The organism is Mycobacterium sp. 050128, from assembly GCF_036409155.1.
Classification (GTDB): Bacteria; Actinomycetota; Actinomycetes; order Mycobacteriales; family Mycobacteriaceae; genus Mycobacterium.
In genome coordinates, this window is record NZ_JAZGLW010000001.1 from 432,153 (window position 1) to 453,282 (window position 21,130).

Below are 21,130 nucleotides of genomic sequence, written 5' to 3' on the forward strand. Positions count from 1 at the left end.
GTTTTGATGGTGACGACCCGCTGCGCCCGGCTACGCCGCGCTTGCGATCGTCAACTGGCGTCGGCCGTGGAGCCGACCGGGTCGATCGGCAGCCAGCGCAGGGCGCCGGGCGCATCGGCCGGCACCACCGGGTGCTTCGGCGCGATCGGGTCCAGCCGGCGGTAGGTATCGCCCTGCAGCGGTCGCAGATCCGTCTCGCCCTTGTTCGGCCATAGCGACGCGGCGCGCTCGGCTTGCGCGGTGATCGACAGCGACGGGTTGACGCCCAGGTTCGCCGAGATCGCGGCGCCATCCACCACCAGCAGCGACGGGTAGCCGTAGACCCGGTGATACGGGTCGATGACGCCATGCTCGGGACTGTCGCCGATCACCGCTCCGCCGAGGAAGTGCGCGGTCAGCGGGATATTGAACAGCTCGCCCCAGGTGCCCCCGGCAACTCCGTCGATCTTGTCCGCGATGCGGCGGGTGACCTCATTGCCCACCGGGATCCACGACGGGTTCGGCTCGCCGTGCCCCTGCTTGCTGGAATACCAACGGATGCCTAGTTTTCCGCGCTTGGTGAATGTGGTGATCGAGTTGTCCAAGTGCTGCATGACCAGCGCGATCACCGTGCGTTCGCTCCACCGGCTGGGGTTGAGCAAGCGCAGCATCTTGCCCGGGTCCTCACCGGCGGTGTCGAGCAGCTGCCGCCAGCGCGGCACGTCGGTGCCTTGCGGGCCGGGGCCGTCGGTCATCAACGTCTGCAGCAGCCCCATCGCGTTGGAGCCCTTGCCGTAGCGGACGGGTTCGATGTGGGTGTCCGGCGTCGGGTGAATCGACGACGTGATCGCCACACCGTGCGTCAGGTCCAGATCCGGGGCGACCTTCAACCGTCCGGCGCCGACGATCGATTCCGAGTTGGTCCGGGTCAGCACTCCCAAACGCTTTGACAGACGCGGCAATCGGCCCTTGTCGCGCATCTTGAACAGCAGATGCTGCGTGCCCCAGGTGCCCGCGGCCAGAATCAGGTGGCTCGCGGTATAGGTGCGCCGGTCCCGGCGCAGCCAGCTTCCGGTGCGCACGGTGCGAACCTCCCACAACCCGTCGGAGCGCTGCTCGAAGCTCTTTACCGTCGTCATCGGAATCACTTGCGCCCCAGCAGATTCCGCGAGGCCAAGGTAGTTCTTCAGTAGGGTGTTCTTGGCACCGTGCCGACAGCCCGTCATACAGCAGCCGCATTCCAGGCAGCCGGTGCGGTCGGGGCCCGCCCCGCCGAAGAACGGGTCCGGCACCGTCTTGCCGGGCGTCTTGGTGCCGTCGGGACCGAAGAACACCCCGACCGGCGTGGGCACGAAGGTGTCGCCGCAGCCCATCTCGTCGGCGACTTCCTTGACGATGCGGTCGGCGTCGGTGAACGTCGGGTTCTCGACCACGCCCAGCATCCGCTGGGCCTGCCGGTAGTGCGGCATCAGCTCGCTGCGCCAGTCGGTGATGTGCCGCCACTGCTGGTCGTTGAAGAACGGCTCCGGCGGTACGTACAGCGTGTTGGCGTAGTTCAGCGACCCGCCGCCCACCCCGGCGCCGGCCAGGATCATCACGTTTTTGAGCGGGTGAATCCGCTGAATGCCGTAGCAACCGAGCCGAGGCGCCCACAGGAACTTCCGCAGATTCCACGACGTCTTGGCGAACTCGTCGTCGGCGTAGCGCCGACCCGCCTCCAAAACACCCACGCGGTAGCCCTTTTCGGTCAGCCGCAGCGCGCTGACACTGCCGCCGAACCCCGAACCAATGATCAGGACGTCAAAATCTGGATTCATCCCCACCAGTATGAACTTACCGGCCAGTAACGAGCCAGTCCCTATCCGTCGTCACTCTGGCGTGACGCCCGGCGGTGGCGTGACGCCCGACGCCGAAACTCAGATGCCGACGGTCAGGCCGACCTTCTGGAATTCCTTGAGGTCGCAGTAGCCGGCCTTGGCCATCGATCGGCGCAGGCCACCGACCAGATTCAGGCTCCCGAACGGGTCGTCGGACGGACCGTTGAGCACCTGCTCGAGCGGCGGGCGCTCACCGACGGCGATTTGCAGCAGCGCCCCGCGTGGCAACGACGGGTGCGCGGCCGCGGCCGGCCAGAACCAGCCGCCGCCGAGCGCCTCGTCGCTTTCGGCCAGCGGGGTGCCCAGCACCACGGCGTCGGCGCCGCAGGCGATGGCCTTGGCCAGCTCACCGGAGGTGTGGATGTCGCCGTCGGCCAGCACGTGCACGTACCGGCCGCCGGTCTCGTCGAGGTATTCGCGGCGCGCGGCCGCGGCGTCGGCGATCGCGGTGGCCATCGGCACGCTGATGCCCAGCACCTCGTCGCTGGTGGTCACGCCCCGGGTGGAGCCGTAGCCGACGATGACGCCGGCGGCGCCGGTGCGCATCAGGTGCAGCGCGGTGCGGTGATCGAGGACGCCGCCGACGACCACCGGCACGTCGAGCTCGGAGATGAAGCTCTTCAGGTTCAGCGGCTCGCCGTTGGAGGCGACGCGCTCGGCCGAGACGATGGTGCCCTGGATGACCAGCAGGTCGATGCCGGCCTGCAGCAACACCGGGGTCAGCGACTGCGCATTCTGCGGGCTTATCCGGACCGCGGTGGTCACGCCGGCCTCGCGGATGCGGGCCACCGCGGCGCCGAGCAGGTCCGGGTTCAGCGGCGCGGCGTGCAGCTCCTGCAGCAGCCGGATCGACGCCGACGGTTCGGGCTCCTTTTCGGCGGCCTCGACCAACTGCGCGATCTTGGCCTGCACGTCGGCGTGCCGGCCGATCAGCCCCTCGCCATTGAGCACGCCAAGGCCGCCGAGCCGGCCCAGCTCGATCGCGAACTCCGGCGAGACCAGCGCATCGGTCGGGTGGGCCACCACGGGGATCTCGAACCGGTAGGCGTCCAGTTGCCAGGTCGTCGACACGTCCTGCGACGAGCGGGTGCGCCGGGACGGCACGATGCCGATCTCGCTGAGCTCGTAAGTGCGACGGGCGACTCTGCCCATCCCGATCTCGACCATGTTCAGTTCGCTGCTCACCGGGCGTAGTAGTTCGGTGCTTCGACGGTCATCGTGACGTCGTGGGGGTGGCTCTCTTTGAGTCCGGCCGACGTGATCCGGACGAACTGCGCCTGCTGCAGCACCTCGATGGTCGGCGAGCCGGTGTAGCCCATCGCGGCGCGCAGGCCACCGGTCAGCTGGTGGATCACCGACGACAGCGGTCCGCGGAACGGCACCCGGCCCTCGATGCCCTCGGGCACCAGCTTGTCCTCGGAGAGCGCGTCGTCGGCGAAGTAGCGGTCCTTGGAGTACGACTTGCCGCCGCTGCGGCCCGCCATCGCGCCCAGCGACCCCATGCCGCGGTAGCTCTTGAACTGCTTGCCGTTGACGAAGATCAGCTCGCCGGGCGCCTCGGCGGTGCCGGCCAGCAGCGAGCCCAGCATGGCCGTCGACGCGCCGGCCGCCAGTGCCTTGGCGATGTCGCCGGAATACTGCAGTCCGCCGTCGGCGATCACCGGCACACCGTGCGGTCCGCAGGCCGCGACGGCTTCCAGGATCGCCGTGATTTGAGGGGCACCCACCCCGGCGACCACCCGCGTGGTGCAGATCGAGCCCGGTCCCACGCCCACCTTCACCGCGTCGGCCCCGGCCTCGACCAGCGCCAGGGCCGCCGAGCGGGTCGCGACGTTGCCGCCGATGATCTCGACGCGGTCGCCGACCTCGGCCTTGAGCTGGCCGACCATGTCCAGCACCAGCCGATTGTGGGCGTGCGCGGTGTCGACGATCAGGACGTCCACCCCGGCGTCGACCAGCATCATCGCGCGCACCCAGGCGTCGCCGCCGACGCCGACGGCGGCGCCCACCAACAGGCGTCCGTCGCTGTCCTTGGTGGCCAGCGGGTGTTGTTCGGTCTTGACGAAGTCCTTGACGGTGATCAGCCCGGTCAACCGGCCGTGGCCGTCGACGACGGGCAGTTTCTCGATCTTGTTGCGGCGCAGCAGGCCCAGGGCGGCATCGGCGGTGACGCCCTCACGGGCGGTGATCAGCGGCGCCTTGGTCATCACCTCGGAGACCGGGCGGGTCTGGTCGACCTCGAAGCGCATGTCGCGGTTGGTGATGATGCCGACGAGCGCGCCGGAGTCGTCGACGACGGGCAGGCCCGAGATCCGGAACCGGGCGCACAGCGCGTCGACCTGGGCCAGGGTGTTGTCCGGGCGGCAGGTCACCGGGTCGGTGACCATGCCGGCCTCCGACCGCTTGACCATTTCGACCTGGCCGGCCTGTTCGGCGACCGGCAGGTTGCGGTGCAGCACGCCCATGCCGCCGGCCCGGGCCATCGCGATGGCCATCCGCGACTCGGTGACGGTGTCCATCGCCGAGCTGACCAGCGGCACCCGCAGCCGGATCTTTTTCGTTAGCTGGCTAGAGGTGTCGGCGGTGGCCGGGACCACATCGGAAGCGGCGGGCAGCAGCAATACATCGTCGTAGGTCAGGCCCAGCATCGCCACCTTGTTGGGGTTGTCTCCCCCGGTCGGCACCCCTTCGTCGGCCAGACCGCCGACCCGCAGGTAGGGACTTGCGACCAGGTCGGAGCTGTCTTCGAGGTGGGACGTGCCACGGGACATCGGTGAAACCCTCCATACGCGCGCGGAGCGAGAGTCCCATCCTATCGGTCCCGGACCTCGGGGAGTCGCACCTGTTGGCGCGCCGCCCGGCCCAAATCGACGCGCGCCTGCCTGCTGGCGCTACCACGGCCTGGCTGCGTAGGCTAGGGGCGTGCGTGACCACCTCCCCCCGGGTTTGCCACCCGACCCCTTCGCGGACGACCCATGTGACCCGTCGGCGGCGCTGGACGCTGTCGAACCTGGACAACCGCTGGATCAACAAGAGCGGATGGCGGTAGAGGCGGACCTGGCCGATCTGGCCGTATACGAAGCCCTGTTGGCGCACAAGGGAATTCGTGGCCTCGTAGTGTGTTGCGACGAGTGTCAGCAAGACCACTACCACGACTGGGACATGCTGCGCGCCAACCTGCTGCAGCTGCTGATCGACGGCACCGTCCGCCCGCACGAGCCTGCTTACGACCCCGAGCCGGACGCCTACGTCACGTGGGATTACTGCCGGGGGTACGCCGACGCCTCGCTCAACGAAGCGACGTCAGACGCCGACGGATTCCACCGCCGCCACTGAGCGATTGCGCTTCCCGCTCAGGGCGATTTACGGGGCACCGAAGGGGTTGCGCTCGGGCTGATCGCCTTCGGGGACTGCGGAGCCGGCAGCACCACCGAGTTCGGCGCCGGCGCGGCGGGCGGCAGCGTCGCGTTCGGATCGCGCGAATCGACTTTCGCGTTCAGCAGATCGATCTCGTCCAACAATTCCTTGCGGCCGGCACTGTCGTTCATCGACGCAACGGTGCTGCTGACTTCCGCCAGCTGATCCTCGGCCTGGGTCCACTGCCCCTTGTCGATCAGTTGCTGCACCTTCGCCAAATCGGCCTTGGCGGACAACATGATCTGGTTCTGGTTGCTTCGCGGCTCGTCGAAGAACATCGAGTGCAGGCCGTAGAGCGTTCCACCGGGACGCGCCTCGACCACCATGGCGCCGAAACCGCTGAGGGCGATCAACGTCGCCGCCACCGAGCCGATCGCCGCCAGGCCGCGCCGGCTACGCCGCTGCTCGACCATTCCGGCGCGCAGCGCCCCGACGGCCTCCTCCGGCGAGACCAGGGCGCTGGCCGGTGGCCACCGCAGGTCGTCGCGCCAATCCCCCAACAGTGCGGTGAGCGCGTCCTCGTTGGGATCGTCGACGTCGATCGGCGCGCGTTCGGCGAGCGCGTCGAGGAGCAGGTCGCTCCGGGTCAACTCGTCGAGCCCCGGTCGGTCCGTAAAACCAGATTCAGGCATAGTCCCCCGCCGCAACCATCTCGGATTTGAGCCGCGACAAAGCTCGGTGTTGAGCCACCCGGACGGCTCCTGGTGTCGCGCCCACGGCGGCAGCGGTCTCTTCGGCAGACAGACCGACGACGACGCGAAGAATCAGAATCTCGCGCTGCTTGGCGGGCAGGATATCGAGTAATTCATTCATGCGGCTGACCGAATCGGCTTCGAGAGCCCGCTGCTCAGGGCCCGCCTCGGACGACCAGAGCTCGGGAACGGATTCGGAAGGGTAGGCGAGATCGCGACCGGCGGCGCGATGGGCGTCGGCCACCTTGTGCGCCGCAATGCCGTACAGAAAGGCCAGAAAGGGACGTCCTCGATCGCGGTAGCGCGGCAGGGCTGTCAGTGTCGCCAAGCACACCTCCTGAGCCACATCGTCGGCTGTCAAGCCACCCCGCTCGACTGTGCCGACTCGCGCCCTGCAATATCGCACCACTATCGGACGGATGGTCTCCAGCACCTCCCGTAGGGCGTTTCCGTCTCCCGCTACGGCTTCGGCAACCACAGCGTCGAGACGTTCCGCTTGAATTGTCATCGACGGCGGTATCTCCAACGTTACAAACGAGGCACATCGCGGGCTAACTCTCGCAATGACCATAACGGCCGGAAGCCGTTTCAGCCGGAAGGCCAGGTTCCACCGGCGCGCCGCACCTGGCCTGCGCAGATATCCCGAATTTCGGCCAATTTCGGCCCCGAAATCGTGACGCTTTGGATATCGAACAGCAAGCAAGCCGAGGCCCAACGAAGGGGTATCAGGCCCAGACGGCCGGTGGCGTCCAGCGCGGCGTCGGCCACGGCGCGTGCGCGGTCCATCTCGCCGGCGCTACACAACGCGGCGGCGAGCACCACATCGCTCTTAACCCGGTGCCGCTCGGAGCGTCGCTCCATGGCTCGGGCGAGCTCGACGGCTGCCTCGGCATGACCGACCGCGACCGCGCCGTCACCGCTGGCCATCGCCAACTCGGCGGCCACCCAGCTCCGGCGCACCGGCAGCCGGTCCGGCACGCCCGCCGCCAACTCCGCGTCCGCGCGAGCCAACAACGTCGCCGCGGCAGCGAAACGGCCGACGCCCAATGCGTCGGCCGCCAATCCGATCAGCGCGTCGGCGCGGGCTTCGGGATCGGCGCCGGCCAGCGCGAGCGCACGACCGTCCCAGCCCCTTGCCCGCGCGTGCCAGCCGAGTTGGCGCAGAAACGATCCCTGCGTGCTGTGGGCCAACGAAACCAACCGGCCGGCCGGGCGGTCGCGGCGTAACACCGCCAGATCTCGGTAGGCGCTGCCGTAGCGGCCCTGCCCGCCGGCCGCGACGGCGCGCAACCAGAGTTCGCTCGGGGTCCTCGCCGCCGGCAGTGGCCAGAGGGCCGGCTGGTCGCCGAACGCGGCCGCGGCCAGCCTCGGCGCAATCATCGAAGTGTGACGAGTTTCAATCACGGTGATAGTAGTAAACAGTTCGTGCTGCTGATGTTACTGAAATGTTAATCACGATCATCTCTGTAATAAATGGCTTCGGGCCGCCCTCACGCTCTGAGCTGGGAAATCTCGGTTTGATCAAGCGCCTGGTAGCAGGCTTCTCCTACGCCAAATGCGTGGCTGATGAACGCAGAGTTAATTCTGCTCCAACCTCTATATACTTTGTCACACTAAGGGCCTATTGACGTAAATTCACCGCCCCACCTAAGTTCTAGCAATGACGGGTAGTCATCGGTGACGCCACCCTTAAATCAGTTGCACACTCACTTTGCGAACCAAACCTCACTTGGGCGTGCCGTGCAGAGAGGGAACTAGCCATGCCACAGCCGGAGCAGCTACCTGGGCCCAACGCAGACATTTGGAGCTGGCAGCTGCAAGGACTGTGCCGCGGCGTCGACTCCTCGATGTTCTTTCACCCCGACGGGGAGCGTGGCCGGGCCCGCATGCAGCGTGAGCAGCGCGCCAAGGAGATGTGCCGGCAGTGCCCGGTGATCCAGCAGTGCCGCTCGCACGCACTCGATGTCGGTGAGCCGTACGGGGTTTGGGGCGGCCTGTCCGAATCCGAGCGCGACATGCTGCTCAAGGGTGACATCGGCCGCAACCGCGGCATCCGCCGCTCGGCCTGATCGACGGTCTCCGCCTAATCAAAGGGTCCGCGCCCTACGCTGGCCCGTCCATCGGACCCTGACGTCAGAAGTCCACATCGCCACGTCCTTGCGCTGCCGGCCGCATCGAGCCCGCCGCGACATACGCGAGTGACAGCACGAGCACAGCGAATTTGATCAGCGCTGCGGTCCGCGCGTGCCGTGCATTCTCCGCGACGCGGGTGCCGTGGAGCACGTTGAGCAGCGAGACGCCCTCGACGGCGTCGCCGGCGACGGCAACACCCACGACCACGGGCAGGCCGACCGGGTGGCCACACCGCCTGCGGGTGCGTTCCACCAGCAGGGCCAACAGGTTGCCGTAGGTTGCCATGTAGCCGAAATCCAGCCAGGTCGATATCCGTGCGGCACGCTGACCGTCGGCGCCCCAGCGGGCCATGATGGCCTCGGCTCGAGAAGCGTTGCCGGCCAACTCAAATGGGATGATCCCTGGGCCGCCGGTCGCACGCATGCGCCGTTCCAGCACCAGCATCAGCGCGGTCGCGCCGGCGAAGGCGATCGTCGAGGCCCCGATGCGCTGGGTAAGGGTGTGGCTCCTCATCAAGGTTCACCTTCGTTTCGGCGCCCGCCGAGACGGGTAGTTCCCGGCCTATGAATAACCGCGTATCCTTCGCCGTCGCGGCGCTGACCGCAACCATGGCTGCGCTGGCCGCATGCGCGAATCAGCAGGGCAACCAGGCCGCCACGTCGTCGTCCAGCGCGCCGCCCGGCACGGAACGGTTCACCACGCAGCTGAAGAGCGCCGACGGGACCCAGGTCGGCACCGCCACCATCGATTTCGCGAGCGGCTACGCGACGGTGACCGTGGAAACCGGCCCCAACCAGGTGCTGACTCCCGGTTTCCACGCGCTGATGGTCCACGCGGTCGGCAAATGCGATGCGCCGGACTTCGAATCGGCTGGCAGCGTCTACCAGGCGGCCGATCACACCGGTTTTCCGGCCAGCGGTGACCTGACCGCATTGCAGGTGCGCTCCGATGGCTCGGCGAAACTCGTCACCACCACCAACTTGCTGACCGCTGCGAACCTGCGGAGCAGTTCGGGTTCAGCGTTGATCCTGCACCAAACTGCGGACAATCTGAGCGCTGCCCCGACCGATGAGTCCAACAAGCGGGTGGCCTGCGGTGTGATTGCCGCGCCGTCTGCGTCGTCGACCTCGCCCACCACGACGACGAGCAGCGTGACGACGGTGACCACCACCGCCGTCGTGCCCTCGCCGTCGGTCAGCACGAGCACCGTCACGGTCACTACCAGCACGCCGACCATCAACACCGTGCCGACCACGACGACTCAGCCCACTCTTCCGCCGGGCGCGCACTGAGACGCTCACGACCGGGACCGGGTCGAGACCGCACGTTGGATCGTCGACGGTACCGTCGTCGCGTGCCACTCTTGTGCCCGCCGTGCTCACGCACCTACAAAGAGGCATGACCACACACGACGCCGGCGGTGACGGGGCGCCCACCGAGGGCACCGTGACCGTCATGGAAACCGGCAGGGGAACTTACACCCAGCAGATCAGCGCCGGGCGCCACGAACTCCTCGCCGACGAGCCGGCGCCGGTCGGCGACGACGCCGGGCCGACACCGTACGACCTGCTGCTGGCCGCGCTCGGTTCGTGCACATCCATGACCATCCGGATGTACGCCAACCGTAAGGGTTGGCCGCTGGAGCGGGTCCGAATCACGTTGCGGCACTCGCGCATTCACGCGAAAGACTGCGCCGAATGCGAAACCGCCGTCGGATTCATCGACCAGATCGACCGGCGGATCGAGCTGACCGGCGACCTCGACGAATCGCAACGAGATCGGCTATTGCAGATGGCCGAGCGCTGCCCCGTCCACCAGACCCTCACCTCGGAGGTCCGGGTCACGACTTCTCTGGAGTGATTACGCGTCGACCAGAGGCCGCAGCGCCTCGCCCACCTTCGTGATCACGCCGGGCGTGTAGCCATGGGTGGGCAGGTTGACGATCACGCCGTCGACGCCCACGTCGAGCACCCGGCGCTTGATTTGATCGGCTACCTGGTCCGCAGTGCCGATGACCGCCCGGCCACCGAGCGCCTCGCCAATGTCGGCGGGCGCGCCGTCGAGCACCACCGTCAGCAACGTGCTGGTCTCCAAAGTTGCTGGTTCGCGATCGATTTCGGCGCAGCGTTGCCGCAGTACCTCGAGCTTGTGGGGCAGCGCATCGATGTCGGCAATGAGGTTGAGGTGGTCGGCGTAGCGGGCTGCCAGCCGGAAGGTCTTCTTCTCGCCGCTGCCGCCGAGCATGACCGGGATGTGGTCGCGGTAGCGGGGCTCGTTGATCGCGCTCTCGGTGTGATACCACTTCCCGTCGAAGGTGGGTCGCTCGCCGTGCAGCATCGGCACGATGATCTGCAGCGCTTCGTCGAGTTTTTCGAAGCGTTCGGTGAACGTGCCGAAGTCGAATCCCAGCTGCTGGTGTTCCAGTTCGAACCAGCCCGCCCCGATACCGAGAATCGCGCGCCCGGCGCTGACGACGTCCAGCGTCGTGATCGCCTTGGCCAGCAGGGTCGGGTTGCGATAGGTATTGCCGGTCACCAGCGTCGAGAGCTGCACCCGTTCGGTCGCCGTGGCCAGCGCTCCCAGCGCGGTGTAGGCCTCCAGCATGGGCTCGTCGGGCTCGCCCAATCCCGGCAGCTGATAGAAGTGGTCCATCAGCAGAACGGTGTCGAATCCGGCGGCCTCGGCCTCGGCGGCCTGCGCCTTGACCGCGGGAAACAGCTCGGCCACCGGCGTGCCATAGGAAAAGTTCGGGATCTGCAATCCAAGTCTGATAGTCACGCTCTCCTACAACGACACGGACCGGGCATTGCATTCCGGACCACTGTCAGGCGCGGCGCAGCACCAGCAATTCGCCGGTGAGCTTGCCGTCGGCCAGCAGGTCGCCGATGGCCGAACTCTGACGCTCGGCCAGCCGCCACACCTCGGTGTGCCCGTACCGCTCGCTGAGCGCCCTCTCCACGGTGTCGACGCGCCGATTCCACTCCTGGGGTATGGCGGGCAGACCCGAAGTCCCCGTCCACTGCTCGACCTTCAGCCCGGATCTGTCTATCAGGCCGAGCAGGTTATCGGATGTCGGAAAGTGGTTCCCCTCAAGCTGATTGGACGCATCCTCGTGGTGCGCGACGAACGCGAGCAACCCGATACTGCCGCCGGCCCGCACGCTGCGACGTAGTTCCTCGAGCACCGCGAGTTGATTCGGCGTCGTGCACAACACCCCCAATGACCAAGCGGCGTCGAATGTTTCGTTCGGCCACGGCAACGTGGCCCCATCCGCACAGACCACCGGATAGCCGAACAGCTTTCGGGCAGCGCGGCAGGCGCCGACTGCCGGCTCTGCGAGCACCGGGTGCACCGAACACGATTGCGCCGCATAGGCGGCGGGACCCCCGACACCCGCCCCGGAGTCCAACAACCGCGCGCCCGGCCGCAGCCCCATCTGCTCGATCAGCCAGTCCAGAGCCGCGGGGCTGCCGCTGCCCCGGCACCCCGCGGGCACGTGATATTGCGGGCCAAGGTCCGCCGCGACCTGCGCCGTCCATTCCGCAACCGTGTCGAACTCGGCCTCCATCGCCTCGCTCACAGCGCCTCCGCTCGGATCAGGCGGCCGACCTCGGCTTTGATTTCGGCGCCCACCCGGCCACCCGAGGCCGATGCGAGGCCGGAGACGTTGACGCCTTGCACGCCCTCGATGGCAAGCAGAGCGCGCGCCTCCTCGACCGCCGCGGCGATCCCGGCCGCCACCGGATCGGCCGCGTCGAGCACTTGCTCGGTCACGTTTTCGTCGAGTTCGAGACCGGGCAGCCCTTGTAGCACCGCCGCCGAAACGCTGTCGGTGAACACCGCGACGGCGGCGATCACCGGGATCGACAGACCCACCGACGTTGCCGCGGCCATGAACTCGGCAATCATTTTCGGAAACGGAACGTGGTTGAGCACCGCCAGACTCGCGCCCGCGCGTTGCTTCTGCATCAGGCGATCGGGGCGGGCGTGAATGGGCGGCGCGCTCGGTGTCTCGGGTACCGCCGCGATCATCCCCACCGAGGCGGCCAGGGACACCAGCCTTGGCCCGTCGAGATCGAAGGTCTGCGTGACGTCCGGCCGCACGTCGTAACCGCGTCCGTCCCCCGTCACACACAGCACCGTTTCCACGCCGATGGTGCGCAGCCCCCGGAGTTCCTGCTCGAGTACCACGCGGTTGCGGTCCCGGCACGACAGCGTGATCCAGGGCGTGACGCCGGCGTCCAGCAAGAGCGACCCCATCAGCGTGGGCGGGAAGTCCGGTTTGTTCTGATGCTCGCCGACCAGGACCGCGTCACACCCGGAAGCGAGGGCCGCGGCCGTCGCCGCAATATCGTTGCGGTCGAACGGGGTAGCGCTGAAGTCGGTCAACACCAGCGGCGCGCGGACCGGTCGCGGTGCCCGCTCGGCTCCCGACCAGGGCACGACGTCGACGAACGCGCAATCGCCGGGGCGCATTTCGCACTGACCGTCCGGCCGCACCCCGCCACAGGGACCGAACTCCATGCGCTTCGGGCAGTCCGACTCCGTCGATGTCACTGCGGACGTGTACCCCGCCGCGGACGTCGGCAAGCGTCAAGCAGCGTGTACGTCCGGAGTGCGGACATGCTCGGGGCGGAAGCCGCGGCCGACGAAGATTGGCGGAAGCGCTTGCAGCGGGCCCCATCCGACGATCTTCGGAATCCGGATCGGCGACAGGTCACCGCTCAGATTGGGCGCGACTACCCGGTCCTGCACGAACACCTGAGCTGCCTGGATGATCCGGGTGGGCAGCTCGCGGCGCCGCTGCACCTTGGCCAGGTCGGCGTCGGCCGGCCGGCCTTCGCGCAGCGGAGCACACAGGATGTTGGCCGCGGCCACCGCGTCGGCCACCGCAAGGTTGATGCCGACCCCACCGGCCGGTGACATGGCATGCGCGGCATCGCCGATGCACAGCAGCCCGGTGCGCCACCACGTCTGCAGCCGGTCTACCCGCACGTCGAGCTCGCTGGTGTCATCCCACGAGGTCAGATCGTTGACATGCGCACGCAGCCGCGGTTGCGCGGTGACGATCTTTTCCTTGAACTCCTCCAGCGATCCACCGCGCGGGCTGGCTCCCTTCGGCATCAGATAGGCGACCTGCCAGTAGTCGCCGCGGTAGATCATGGCCATCATCAGGCCCTTCCGAGCGACGCCGAACAGTTCCCGGGGATCGCCGGGACGCCACTTCAGCCGGAACCACAGCACGTCCATCGGGGAGTGTGCCTGCGCGGTCTGCAGTCCCGCGGCGGCGCGCACCGCGGACTTGCGCCCGTCGGCGGCCACCACCAACTGCGCCCGCACTTCCAGATCCGGCGTGCGCACGCCAATCACCCGATCGCCGTCAAAGATCAGGTCGGTGACCTCGGCGTTGCGGACCAAGGTGAATTCCGGATAGGCAGAAGCCTTTTCAGCGAGGAAGTCGAGAAAGTCCCACTGCGGCATCATGGCGATGTAGGGCTGTTTGAAGCCGAGCCGTTTGAGTACCTTGAAGTCGCCTAGCGTGCGAATCGAGCCACCGGTGTCGAAGGCGAGGCGGTCGATCTTGGTGTGTGGCAGCGTCAAGAACTCGTCGATGAACCCCAGCTCGTCCATGATCCGCAGGGTGCTTGGGTGCACGGTGTCGCCGCGGAAGTCACGCAGGAAATCGTTGTGCTTTTCCAAGACCACCACCGGGATGCCGGCGCGGGCGAGCAGCAGAGCGTGCACCATGCCGGCCGGTCCGCCACCGGCGACACATACCTGGGTCTGCAGAACTTTCGTCATGCTTTACGACTCCTCGCGCGTCTGGAATACAATTGCAGCATACGTCAAGTAATGTATCACGGAACCAGGGAGGTGGTATGGCGCGACCGGTGGAAGCACCCGACGTGGTGGCGGCCGCGTTACGCGCCGCGGAAAAGCTGGGCAAGGATGTGGCCGACGTCCCGGTCGCGATGATCGCTGCGGAGGCGGGGATATCCCGCAGCACGCTGTTGCGGCGCTTCGACGGATCCCGCGCCGCCCTCAACGACGCCGTGCGCGCGGCGGGAGTCGACCCCGGCGGCTTACCTCCCGTTCGCACCCGGGCGGTGGCGGCCGCCGCAGCATTGATCAGCGAATCCGGCCTTGCCGCAGCAACATTGGAAGCCGTCGCGGCCCGCGCCGATTGCTCGGTTTACAGTCTGCATGCGGTTTTCGGCGGACGCGACGAGTTGATGCGAGCGGTCTTCGAACTGCACAGCCCGATCCTGGACATCGAGGCATACCTGGCGCGTCCCGGCGATGACCTGCTCGAGACTGTGCGCGGCTTCTACCGAACGGTGTCGTACGCGCTGAGCCGCGAACCCCGCGTTGCCCCGGCGATTTTCGCCGAAGCCTTCGCGCGGCCCACCAGTCCGGCCGTGCAATCCCTGGCGGCCTACGGTCCACCTCGCATGCTCGCCGTTCTCGGTGGCTGGTTGGGACCCGAGATCCGTGCCGGGCGTATCCGCGACCTGCCTCTACCGCTGGTGGCCCAACAACTGTTGGGCCCCATCATGCTTCACATGCTCACCCGGCCGGTGTTGCCGAATGTCCCCGAGTGGTCGATGCCTGAGGTCGACACGGTCTGCGACGTCTTCGCCGAGAACTTCGTGCGCGCCGTCGCGCCCAAGCCGGGCGAGGTCAGCGCGGGGGGCCAAGAATGATCTGTCCGAACTTATCGGCTCCCTCGGCCATCTGTTCAGGCGAGATCTCGAAACCCTCGGGCCGCGGAGTAGCTCTATCACGACCGGAGTACCGGAACATACCCTCGATTCCTGCGGGAGTGTTGATCATGAGCAGATCCGCTTTTTTAGATGTGATGCGGTAGGCGTGCGGAATGTTCTTGGGCAGGAATACAATTCCGCCTTCGGATAGCTCGAACTCCTGGTCGTCCAACCAGAGCAGCGCGGTCCCCTTGATCAGCAGGAAGACCTCGTCTTCACGCGTGTGCTTGTGATACGGGGGCGCTTCGCCCTCGCTGACATCGAAGCGCCCGACCATCAACTGGCCATCTGTGGCATTGCCGTCGAGCAAGATCGCCAACGTGGCACCGTCGAGCCACTCCAATTGCTGCTGCTGTTCCGGTTGCGCCAGGTATGCCATGCTCATCTGTCGTCCCTCTCCGTTATCCGCGAAGCACCGCGTGTTCGCGAGTCACTCCATGGGGCGACGTCGATGTCGGGTATGAGGATTGTGCCCCAGGGACGCATAGCTGTGAAGCGCGAGGCGGGAACGCCATTTCAGCCGATGGGAGTCACCGCTAAGTCGAGGCCGAAGACCTGCACAGGCGCCGACTTTCCCTTCAGTTCTCGTGATCCCCGGTCACCGGTGCGCGAATTCAGCGAGCTTGGCGTCGACTGCCGCATGATCGGGTCCCGCGTAGGCTTTCCGCTCGCGTTTGTTGACCCATAACAGGAAGGGGCAGCTGGCCGCGGGACCGTCGACCGTTCCCAGTTGTTCGATCCGCTTGCCCGTCTTCGCCTCGCGCAGTTCGATGTTGTACTGCACGGCGTAGTAGTCGACGCTCACGTGTTCGCCCGTGTCAGTTTTGAAGTCGCAGGTAAGTGACTTCACCTCGGTCTCAGACTTGCGGGTAAGGCAGGCAACAACATTCACTGACCGGAAGTCGTCGGGATTCGCCCGATAATCGGCACGGGAGTCGAGCAACACTTCGCTCCAGTGAGTGTCTGTCATTTCGCGCATCGGGTTCGGCTCGTCGTCTGGTGCGAACGCGGCGATCTGGTACGGCTTCGCGTAGGTGGCGGCGTTGCTGATCGACCCGCCATCGCATACCGCGCTGAAGTCCGTGATGGAGGCGGCCTTCCTGCTTTCGCCGCGCCCGTCGCGGGCAATATCGCGGACCACGAAAAACCCGATGATCGCCGCGGGTACGAGCAGGACGATCGCGGCGATCGAAAGCACAACTATCAGTGCGCGATTCGTCTTACGCGGCGCGGGCGCCGGCGGGTAGGGCGCCGGCGGATAAGGCGGCGGGTAGGGCGGCGGCCATTGCTGCGGGTGGTGCGGTGGTTGCGGCGGCGGCCACTGCTGCGGATAGCTCACCCTCGTGCCCCCCACGTCATGGTGCGGTCAGCCTAGCAATCGACGCGCAGACGCCTAAGACGAAGCACCCCCGGCCAAACGACCGGGGGTGCTTCGCACAAACTCACTCAGTGGTGGTGATGACCGTGGCCGTGGCCGTGGTCGTCCGCCGCCTCGGCGGGCTTCTCGACGATCGCCGTCTCGGTGGTCAGCACCATGCGGGCAACCGAGGCCGCGTTGAGCACCGCCGACCGGGTGACCTTGACCGGGTCGATGACGCCCTGGGCAACCAAGTCGCCATAGTCCAGCGAGGCCGCGTTCAATCCGTGCCCTGCCGGCAGCTCACGGACCTTGTTGATCGCGACCGCACCGTCGAGCCCGGCGTTGGAAGCGATCCAGTACAGCGGCGCGGTGAGAGCATCGGCGAACACATCGACGCCCGTGGCCTCGTCGCCTTCCAGCGACTCACGCAGCTTCTCCAACACCTTGCCGGCCTGGATGAGCGCCGATCCGCCGCCCGTGACGATGCCCTCCTCGACGGCTGCCTTGGCGGCCGCGACGGCGTCCTCGACGCTTTCCTTGCGTTCCTTGAGCGCGGTCTCGGTGGCAGCTCCCACCTTGATGACGGCCACGCCGCCGGCCAGCTTGGCCACCCGCTCCTGAAGTTTTTCGCGATCCCATTCGGAATCGCTGTTCTCAATCTCGGCACGCAGCTGCTTGACGCGCTTTTCCACCGCGTCCTTCGCGCCGCCGCCCTCGACGATGATGGTGTCGTCCTTGCTGACCACCACGCGCCGGGCCGAGCCCAGCACCTCGGTGCCCACCTCGCGCAGCACCAGACCGGCGTCGGGGTTGACCACCTGGCCGCCCGTCACGATCGCCAGATCCTCGAGGAAGGCCTTGCGGCGGTCGCCGAAGAACGGCGACTTGACCGCAACCGCCTTGAGCGTCTTGCGGATCGAGTTCACCACCAGCGTCGCCAATGCCTCGCCCTCGATGTCCTCGGCGACGATCAGCAGCGGCTTGCCCGATTCGGCGATCTTTTCCAGCATCGGCAGCAGGTCCGGCAACGAGCTGATCTTCTCTTGGTGCAGCAGGATCAGCGGGTCGTCGAGCACGGCCTCCTGTGCGTCGAAGTCGGTGACGAAGTACGCCGACAGGAAACCCTTGTCGAAGCCGACGCCCTCGGTGAACTCCAGCTCGGTGTTCAGCGTCGACGATTCTTCGACGCTGACGACGCCGTCGGTGCCGACCTTGCTCATCGCCTCGCCGACCAACTCACCGATCACCTCGTCGCGCGAGGAGACGGTCGCTACCTGCGCGATACCCTCCTTGCCCGACACCGGGATGGCCGCGGCCAGCAGCGCCTCGGACACCGCGTCGGCGGCCTTGCTGATGCCGGAGCCCAGCGAGATCGGGTTTGCACCCGCGGCGACCTGGCGCAGGCCGGCCTTGATCAGGGCTTGGGCCAGCACGGTCGCTGTGGTGGTGCCGTCGCCGGCGACGTCGTTGGTCTTGGTGGCCACCGACTTCACCAGCTGAGCACCCAGGTTCTCGAACGGGTCTTCCAGGTCGATCTCACGCGCGACGGTGACACCGTCGTTGGTGACGGTGGGCCCGCCGAACGCCTTGGCCAGCACCACGTGCCGGCCGCGCGGTCCCAGCGTGACGCGCACCGCGTCGGCGAGCTTGTTCACGCCCGCCTCGATGCCGCGACGCGCGGTTTCGTCGTACTCAATTAGCTTGCTCATCAGGCTCCTTTAAACGCATGCCGCCCCGGAAATCACCCGTGCTCGCGCACAGGGATCGCCGGGGCGGAACACGGTTCGTTACTTGGATACGACAGCCAGCACGTCGCGTGCCGACAGAATCAGGTATTCCTCGCCGCCGTACTTGATCTCGGTGCCGCCGTACTTGCTGTAGATGACGGTGTCACCCTCCGACACGTCAAGCGGGATCCGCTTGTCGCCGTCCTCGTCCCACCGGCCGGGGCCGACTGCGACGACGGTGCCTTCTTGCGGCTTCTCCTTGGCGGTGTCAGGAATGACCAGACCGGACGCGGTCGTGGTCTCGGCCTCGTTGGCCTGCACGAGGATCTTGTCCTCGAGTGGCTTGATCTTCACCTTCGCCACGATTGGAGCCCTCCACTATTTGGATCGGGTCCGGGACGCTCGCCCGGACTGGAGTTGGCGGTCGGCCCAGGGCTTGCCCGAACCGGCCAGTAACCAGATGTTTCGGCATTCGGCCGTGCCCTTGGGTCGTCGTCGCGGGTGCCGACACAGGGGATCGTCCGATTGCCACCTAGCACTCTATACATGAGAGTGCTAGCACTCAAGGCCACCCCGCTGCTTCCTACGGAATTACGCTCTGAGCTCAGCCCACCTGGCCTTTTACCACCGGCAGCCCCGGGTCGCTGGGTACGTCCAGCGGTGACGGAGCCGCACCCGCACCCACCAGGTGAGCAGCGAACGACGCGATCATCGCGCCGTTGTCGGTGCACAGCCGTGGCCTGGGGATACGCAGCGCCAGGCCCGCCTCGGCGCAGCGCGCGGTGGCCAGCTCCCGCAGCCGCGAGTTGGCGGCCACTCCCCCGGCGATCAGCAGCGTCTGCACGCCGAGCCCGGCGGCCGCGCGCACTGCCTTCATGGTCAGCACGTCGGCGACGGCTTCCTGGAATCCGGCGGCGATGTCGGCCTGAACCGCATCGGGGTTGCTTTCCACGTACCGCGCGACCGCGGTCTTGAGGCCGGAGAAGCTGAACGTGTGCGGGTCGTCTCGCGGGCCGGTCATGCCGCGCGGGAACGTGATGGCGTCGCGGTCGCCGGTGCGGGCCAGCTCGTCGAGGACCCGGCCGCCCGGATAGCCCAGACCCAGCAGGCGGGCCACCTTGTCGTAGGCCTCGCCCGCGGCGTCGTCGACGGTGCTGCCGAGTTCGCGGATCGGCTCGCCGAGCGACCGCACGTGCAGCAGATGCGTATGCCCGCCGGACACCAGCAATGCCACACACTCGGGCAGCGGCCCGTGCTCGTATACATCGGCGGCCAGGTGCCCGCCCAGGTGGTTCACCGCGTAGAACGGCACGCCCCACGCGGCCGAATACGCTTTGGCCGCAGCCACTCCCACCAGCAAGGCGCCGGCCAGCCCGGGTCCGATGGTCGCGGCGACGACGTCCGGCTTGTCCAGTTCGGCGGCGTCCAGCGCGCGACGCATGGCCGGTCCGAGCGCCTCCAGGTGGGCGCGGGAGGCGATTTCGGGGACCACACCGCCGAACCGGACGTGCTCGTCGACGCTGGAGGCCACCTCGTCGGCCAGCAGTGTGACCGTGCCGTCGGCGTCGAGCCGGGCGATGCCGACTCCTGTTTCGTCACAAGAGGTTTCGATGGCCAGGACGGTGGTCATAGTGCTTCCCGCCGCATCGTGTACGCGTCCGCGCCGCTGACTCGGTAGTAGCGCTTTCGCAGGCCGATCTGCACGAAACCCACGCTACGGTACAGCGCGATGGCCGCCTCGTTGTCGGTGCGGACCTCCAGGTAGACGACGCCACCGTCGGCGAACTCCAGCAACTCCCCAAGCAGCCGGCGGCCGATGCCCTGGCCCTGGTATTGCGGGTCGACGCCGATCGTGTGGACCTCGTATTCGAACGGCGGGGTGCGGCCCAACCTGGAGATGCCGGCGTAGCCGACGAGGATGCCGGCGGTACGCGCACCCACGTAATGGTTGTGGGCACTGGCTAATTCGCGGTGGAACGCGGCCGCGGGCCAGGGGTCGTCGCCGTCGAAGAGCTGGGCTTCCAGTTGCGCACACCGCTGCGCGTCGGCGCGGGTCAGCGCGCCGATCGTCACGGGTTCACTGCAGGCGGTCATCCCCGGACCGACTGGGGCTTGGCGTCGGGCCGGCGCAGATACAACGCCACCAGCGGCAATGGCGGCTGCGACCAGTCGGGAACCGCGGCGACCAGGCCGGCCGGAGTCGGATGGACGGGTTCGCAGACCGCAAGACCGAACAGCGCAGCGTGCGCGGGCGAGCCGGCGACCGCTGTCGCCGGTCCGGGGTCGACGTCGCCGGGCGCGTTGACCGCCGGGCCGGCCGTGCGGAACCCGTCGTTGTATCGGGCCCAGTAGACCTCGCGCCGCCGAGCATCGGTGACCACCAGGGTGTCGCCCGTGGTCAGCGCGCCGATGGCGTCCAAGCTGCAGACCCCCCGCACGGGGATATCCAGCGCATGGCCGTAGGCGGCGGCCGAAGCCATCCCGGCGCGCAGACCGGTGAAGGGGCCCGGGCCGCAGCCGACCACGACGGCGTCCAGGTCGGTCATCGCCAGCCCGGCTTCGGCCAGCGCGGCAAGGACATTCGGGGTAAGCCGTTCGGCGTGGGCGCGCGCGTCGACGGTGACCTGCTGGGCCAGCACCGTGCACTCGGCGCCGTCGCGGCGGACGACGCCGGCCGTCACCGCGGGGGTGGCGGTGTCCAGGGTCAAGATCAGGCTCACGGCCGGCCCCACTCCCACGTCGCGATCCGCACGTCGGATCCGCTGACCCGCTCCAGCCGGATGTCGAGATGCCGTTCGGAGAGGCGTTCGGCCAGGCCCTCGCCCCACTCCACCACGACGACCGCGTCCTCGAGATCGCTGTCGAGGTCCAGTGAATCGAGTTCCCCGAGCAGGTCCGCGCCCTGGTGGTCCAGCAGCCGGTAGACATCGACGTGAATCATCGTCGGCGCGCCGGCCCGCCGCGGCGGGTGCACGCGGGCCAACACGTACGTCGGCGAGGTGACCGGGCCGTCGACGTCCATCGCCTCCGCAATTCCCTTGGCCATCACGGTCTTTCCCGCGCCGAGCGGGCCGGACAGCACCACGACATCACCGGCGCGCAGCTGCTGTCCCAACCGCGACCCGAGCGCAATCGTGTCCTCGACGCGCTCGCAGGTCGCCGTGCCTGAACCGGATCTCAG

The 21,130-nt window shown here is 67.5% G+C and carries 23 protein-coding genes and 1 pseudogene; 5 read left to right on the forward strand and 19 right to left on the reverse strand.

Going from position 1 to position 21,130, the window contains the following annotated elements; translation table 11 throughout:
- Positions 1-50 precede the first annotated feature (50 nt).
- The 3 genes from SKC41_RS02035 to guaB form a co-directional block, all read right to left on the reverse strand.
- Positions 51-1,796: a GMC family oxidoreductase gene (locus SKC41_RS02035; protein WP_330976098.1), complete on the reverse strand. Its 1,746-nt coding sequence runs from the start codon at positions 1,794-1,796 to the stop codon at positions 51-53.
- A gap of 99 nt (positions 1,797-1,895) precedes the next feature.
- Complete coding sequence (locus SKC41_RS02040) at positions 1,896-3,023, reverse strand: GuaB3 family IMP dehydrogenase-related protein (protein WP_330978725.1); 1,128 nt, start codon at positions 3,021-3,023, stop codon at positions 1,896-1,898.
- Positions 3,024-3,037: 14 nt separating this feature from the next.
- Positions 3,038-4,627 (reverse strand): IMP dehydrogenase, encoded by a 1,590-nt coding sequence (guaB, locus tag SKC41_RS02045; RefSeq protein ID WP_330976099.1) that lies wholly within the window; start codon positions 4,625-4,627, stop codon positions 3,038-3,040.
- A 151-nt stretch (positions 4,628-4,778) separates the two neighbouring features.
- Here guaB and SKC41_RS02050 point away from each other — a divergent pair, with 151 nt between their 5' ends.
- Complete coding sequence (locus tag SKC41_RS02050; protein ID WP_003879523.1) at positions 4,779-5,192, forward strand: DUF5319 domain-containing protein; 414 nt, start codon at positions 4,779-4,781, stop codon at positions 5,190-5,192.
- A 20-nt stretch (positions 5,193-5,212) separates the two neighbouring features.
- Here SKC41_RS02050 and SKC41_RS02055 read toward each other — a convergent pair.
- From SKC41_RS02055 to SKC41_RS02065, 3 genes and pseudogenes are all read right to left on the reverse strand, one after another.
- Positions 5,213-5,905: pseudogene (locus SKC41_RS02055) on the reverse strand (anti-sigma-D factor RsdA); the annotation flags it as partial.
- Positions 5,898-6,473 carry a sigma-70 family RNA polymerase sigma factor gene (locus tag SKC41_RS02060; RefSeq protein ID WP_330976101.1) on the reverse strand — a complete coding sequence of 192 codons (576 nt, stop codon included), beginning with the start codon at positions 6,471-6,473 and terminating at the stop codon, positions 5,898-5,900. The pseudogene SKC41_RS02055 and the gene SKC41_RS02060, both read right to left, overlap by 8 nt.
- An 80-nt stretch (positions 6,474-6,553) precedes the next feature.
- Positions 6,554-7,369, reverse strand: a complete 816-nt coding sequence (locus tag SKC41_RS02065) for a hypothetical protein (protein ID WP_442931532.1) — start codon at positions 7,367-7,369, stop codon at positions 6,554-6,556.
- Positions 7,370-7,725: 356 nt separating this feature from the next.
- On the opposite strand from SKC41_RS02065, the gene SKC41_RS02070 reads away from it, so the two are divergent.
- Complete coding sequence (locus SKC41_RS02070) at positions 7,726-8,034, forward strand: WhiB family transcriptional regulator (protein WP_036466967.1); 309 nt, start codon at positions 7,726-7,728, stop codon at positions 8,032-8,034.
- Positions 8,035-8,098: 64 nt separating this feature from the next.
- On the opposite strand, the gene SKC41_RS02075 is transcribed toward SKC41_RS02070, so the two are convergent.
- The gene (locus tag SKC41_RS02075) at positions 8,099-8,611 is read right to left on the reverse strand and encodes a hypothetical protein (RefSeq protein WP_330976102.1); all 513 of its coding nucleotides are present in this window, start codon (positions 8,609-8,611) and stop codon (positions 8,099-8,101) included.
- Between the two features lie 50 nt (positions 8,612-8,661).
- Between SKC41_RS02075 and SKC41_RS02080 the strand changes: the two genes are divergently transcribed.
- On the forward strand, positions 8,662-9,390 hold the full coding sequence (locus SKC41_RS02080; RefSeq protein ID WP_330976103.1) for a superoxide dismutase family protein: 729 nt from the start codon (positions 8,662-8,664) through the stop codon (positions 9,388-9,390).
- A gap of 106 nt (positions 9,391-9,496) precedes the next feature.
- On the forward strand, positions 9,497-9,958 hold the full coding sequence (locus SKC41_RS02085) for an OsmC family protein (RefSeq protein ID WP_330976104.1): 462 nt from the start codon (positions 9,497-9,499) through the stop codon (positions 9,956-9,958).
- On the opposite strand, the gene SKC41_RS02090 is transcribed toward SKC41_RS02085, so the two are convergent.
- Genes SKC41_RS02090 through SKC41_RS02105 form a run of 4 tightly spaced genes read right to left on the reverse strand, consistent with a single transcriptional unit; the run spans position 9,959 to position 13,900 of the window.
- Positions 9,959-10,876: an LLM class F420-dependent oxidoreductase gene (locus tag SKC41_RS02090; RefSeq protein WP_330976105.1), complete on the reverse strand. Its 918-nt coding sequence runs from the start codon at positions 10,874-10,876 to the stop codon at positions 9,959-9,961.
- A gap of 46 nt (positions 10,877-10,922) precedes the next feature.
- Complete coding sequence (locus SKC41_RS02095) at positions 10,923-11,678, reverse strand: class I SAM-dependent methyltransferase (RefSeq protein ID WP_330976106.1); 756 nt, start codon at positions 11,676-11,678, stop codon at positions 10,923-10,925.
- A complete protein-coding gene (locus SKC41_RS02100; RefSeq protein WP_330976107.1) occupies positions 11,675-12,655 on the reverse strand; it encodes a methylenetetrahydrofolate reductase C-terminal domain-containing protein in 981 nt (326 codons plus the stop codon). The genes SKC41_RS02095 and SKC41_RS02100 overlap by 4 nt, the downstream gene beginning before the upstream one ends.
- 36 nt (positions 12,656-12,691) lie before the next feature.
- Positions 12,692-13,900, reverse strand: a complete 1,209-nt coding sequence (locus SKC41_RS02105) for an FAD-dependent oxidoreductase (RefSeq protein ID WP_330976108.1) — start codon at positions 13,898-13,900, stop codon at positions 12,692-12,694.
- 77 nt (positions 13,901-13,977) lie between these two features.
- Here SKC41_RS02105 and SKC41_RS02110 point away from each other — a divergent pair, with 77 nt between their 5' ends.
- Positions 13,978-14,802 (forward strand): TetR family transcriptional regulator, encoded by an 825-nt coding sequence (locus SKC41_RS02110; protein WP_330976109.1) that lies wholly within the window; start codon positions 13,978-13,980, stop codon positions 14,800-14,802.
- On the opposite strand, the gene SKC41_RS02115 is transcribed toward SKC41_RS02110, so the two are convergent.
- From SKC41_RS02115 to tsaE, 8 genes are all read right to left on the reverse strand, one after another.
- A complete protein-coding gene (locus tag SKC41_RS02115; protein ID WP_330976110.1) occupies positions 14,780-15,247 on the reverse strand; it encodes a cupin domain-containing protein in 468 nt (155 codons plus the stop codon). The genes SKC41_RS02110 and SKC41_RS02115 overlap by 23 nt on opposite strands.
- A 213-nt stretch (positions 15,248-15,460) precedes the next feature.
- Positions 15,461-16,060, reverse strand: coding sequence for a hypothetical protein (locus tag SKC41_RS02120; protein WP_330976111.1), 600 nt, complete (start codon positions 16,058-16,060; stop codon positions 15,461-15,463).
- A gap of 248 nt (positions 16,061-16,308) precedes the next feature.
- Positions 16,309-17,931, reverse strand: coding sequence for a chaperonin GroEL (gene groL / locus SKC41_RS02125; RefSeq protein ID WP_330976112.1), 1,623 nt, complete (start codon positions 17,929-17,931; stop codon positions 16,309-16,311).
- Between the two features lie 78 nt (positions 17,932-18,009).
- Complete coding sequence (gene groES, locus SKC41_RS02130) at positions 18,010-18,312, reverse strand: co-chaperone GroES (RefSeq protein ID WP_090600574.1); 303 nt, start codon at positions 18,310-18,312, stop codon at positions 18,010-18,012.
- Positions 18,313-18,553: 241 nt separating this feature from the next.
- Positions 18,554-19,579: a tRNA (adenosine(37)-N6)-threonylcarbamoyltransferase complex transferase subunit TsaD gene (gene tsaD / locus SKC41_RS02135; RefSeq protein WP_330976113.1), complete on the reverse strand. Its 1,026-nt coding sequence runs from the start codon at positions 19,577-19,579 to the stop codon at positions 18,554-18,556.
- A complete protein-coding gene (gene rimI, locus SKC41_RS02140) occupies positions 19,576-20,043 on the reverse strand; it encodes a ribosomal protein S18-alanine N-acetyltransferase (RefSeq protein WP_330976114.1) in 468 nt (155 codons plus the stop codon). The genes tsaD and rimI overlap by 4 nt, the downstream gene beginning before the upstream one ends.
- Positions 20,040-20,669 (reverse strand): tRNA (adenosine(37)-N6)-threonylcarbamoyltransferase complex dimerization subunit type 1 TsaB, encoded by a 630-nt coding sequence (gene tsaB, locus SKC41_RS02145; protein ID WP_330976115.1) that lies wholly within the window; start codon positions 20,667-20,669, stop codon positions 20,040-20,042. The genes rimI and tsaB overlap by 4 nt, the downstream gene beginning before the upstream one ends.
- The gene (tsaE, locus tag SKC41_RS02150; RefSeq protein WP_442931652.1) at positions 20,666-21,130 is read right to left on the reverse strand and encodes a tRNA (adenosine(37)-N6)-threonylcarbamoyltransferase complex ATPase subunit type 1 TsaE; all 465 of its coding nucleotides are present in this window, start codon (positions 21,128-21,130) and stop codon (positions 20,666-20,668) included. Before tsaE ends, tsaB begins: the two co-directional genes overlap by 4 nt.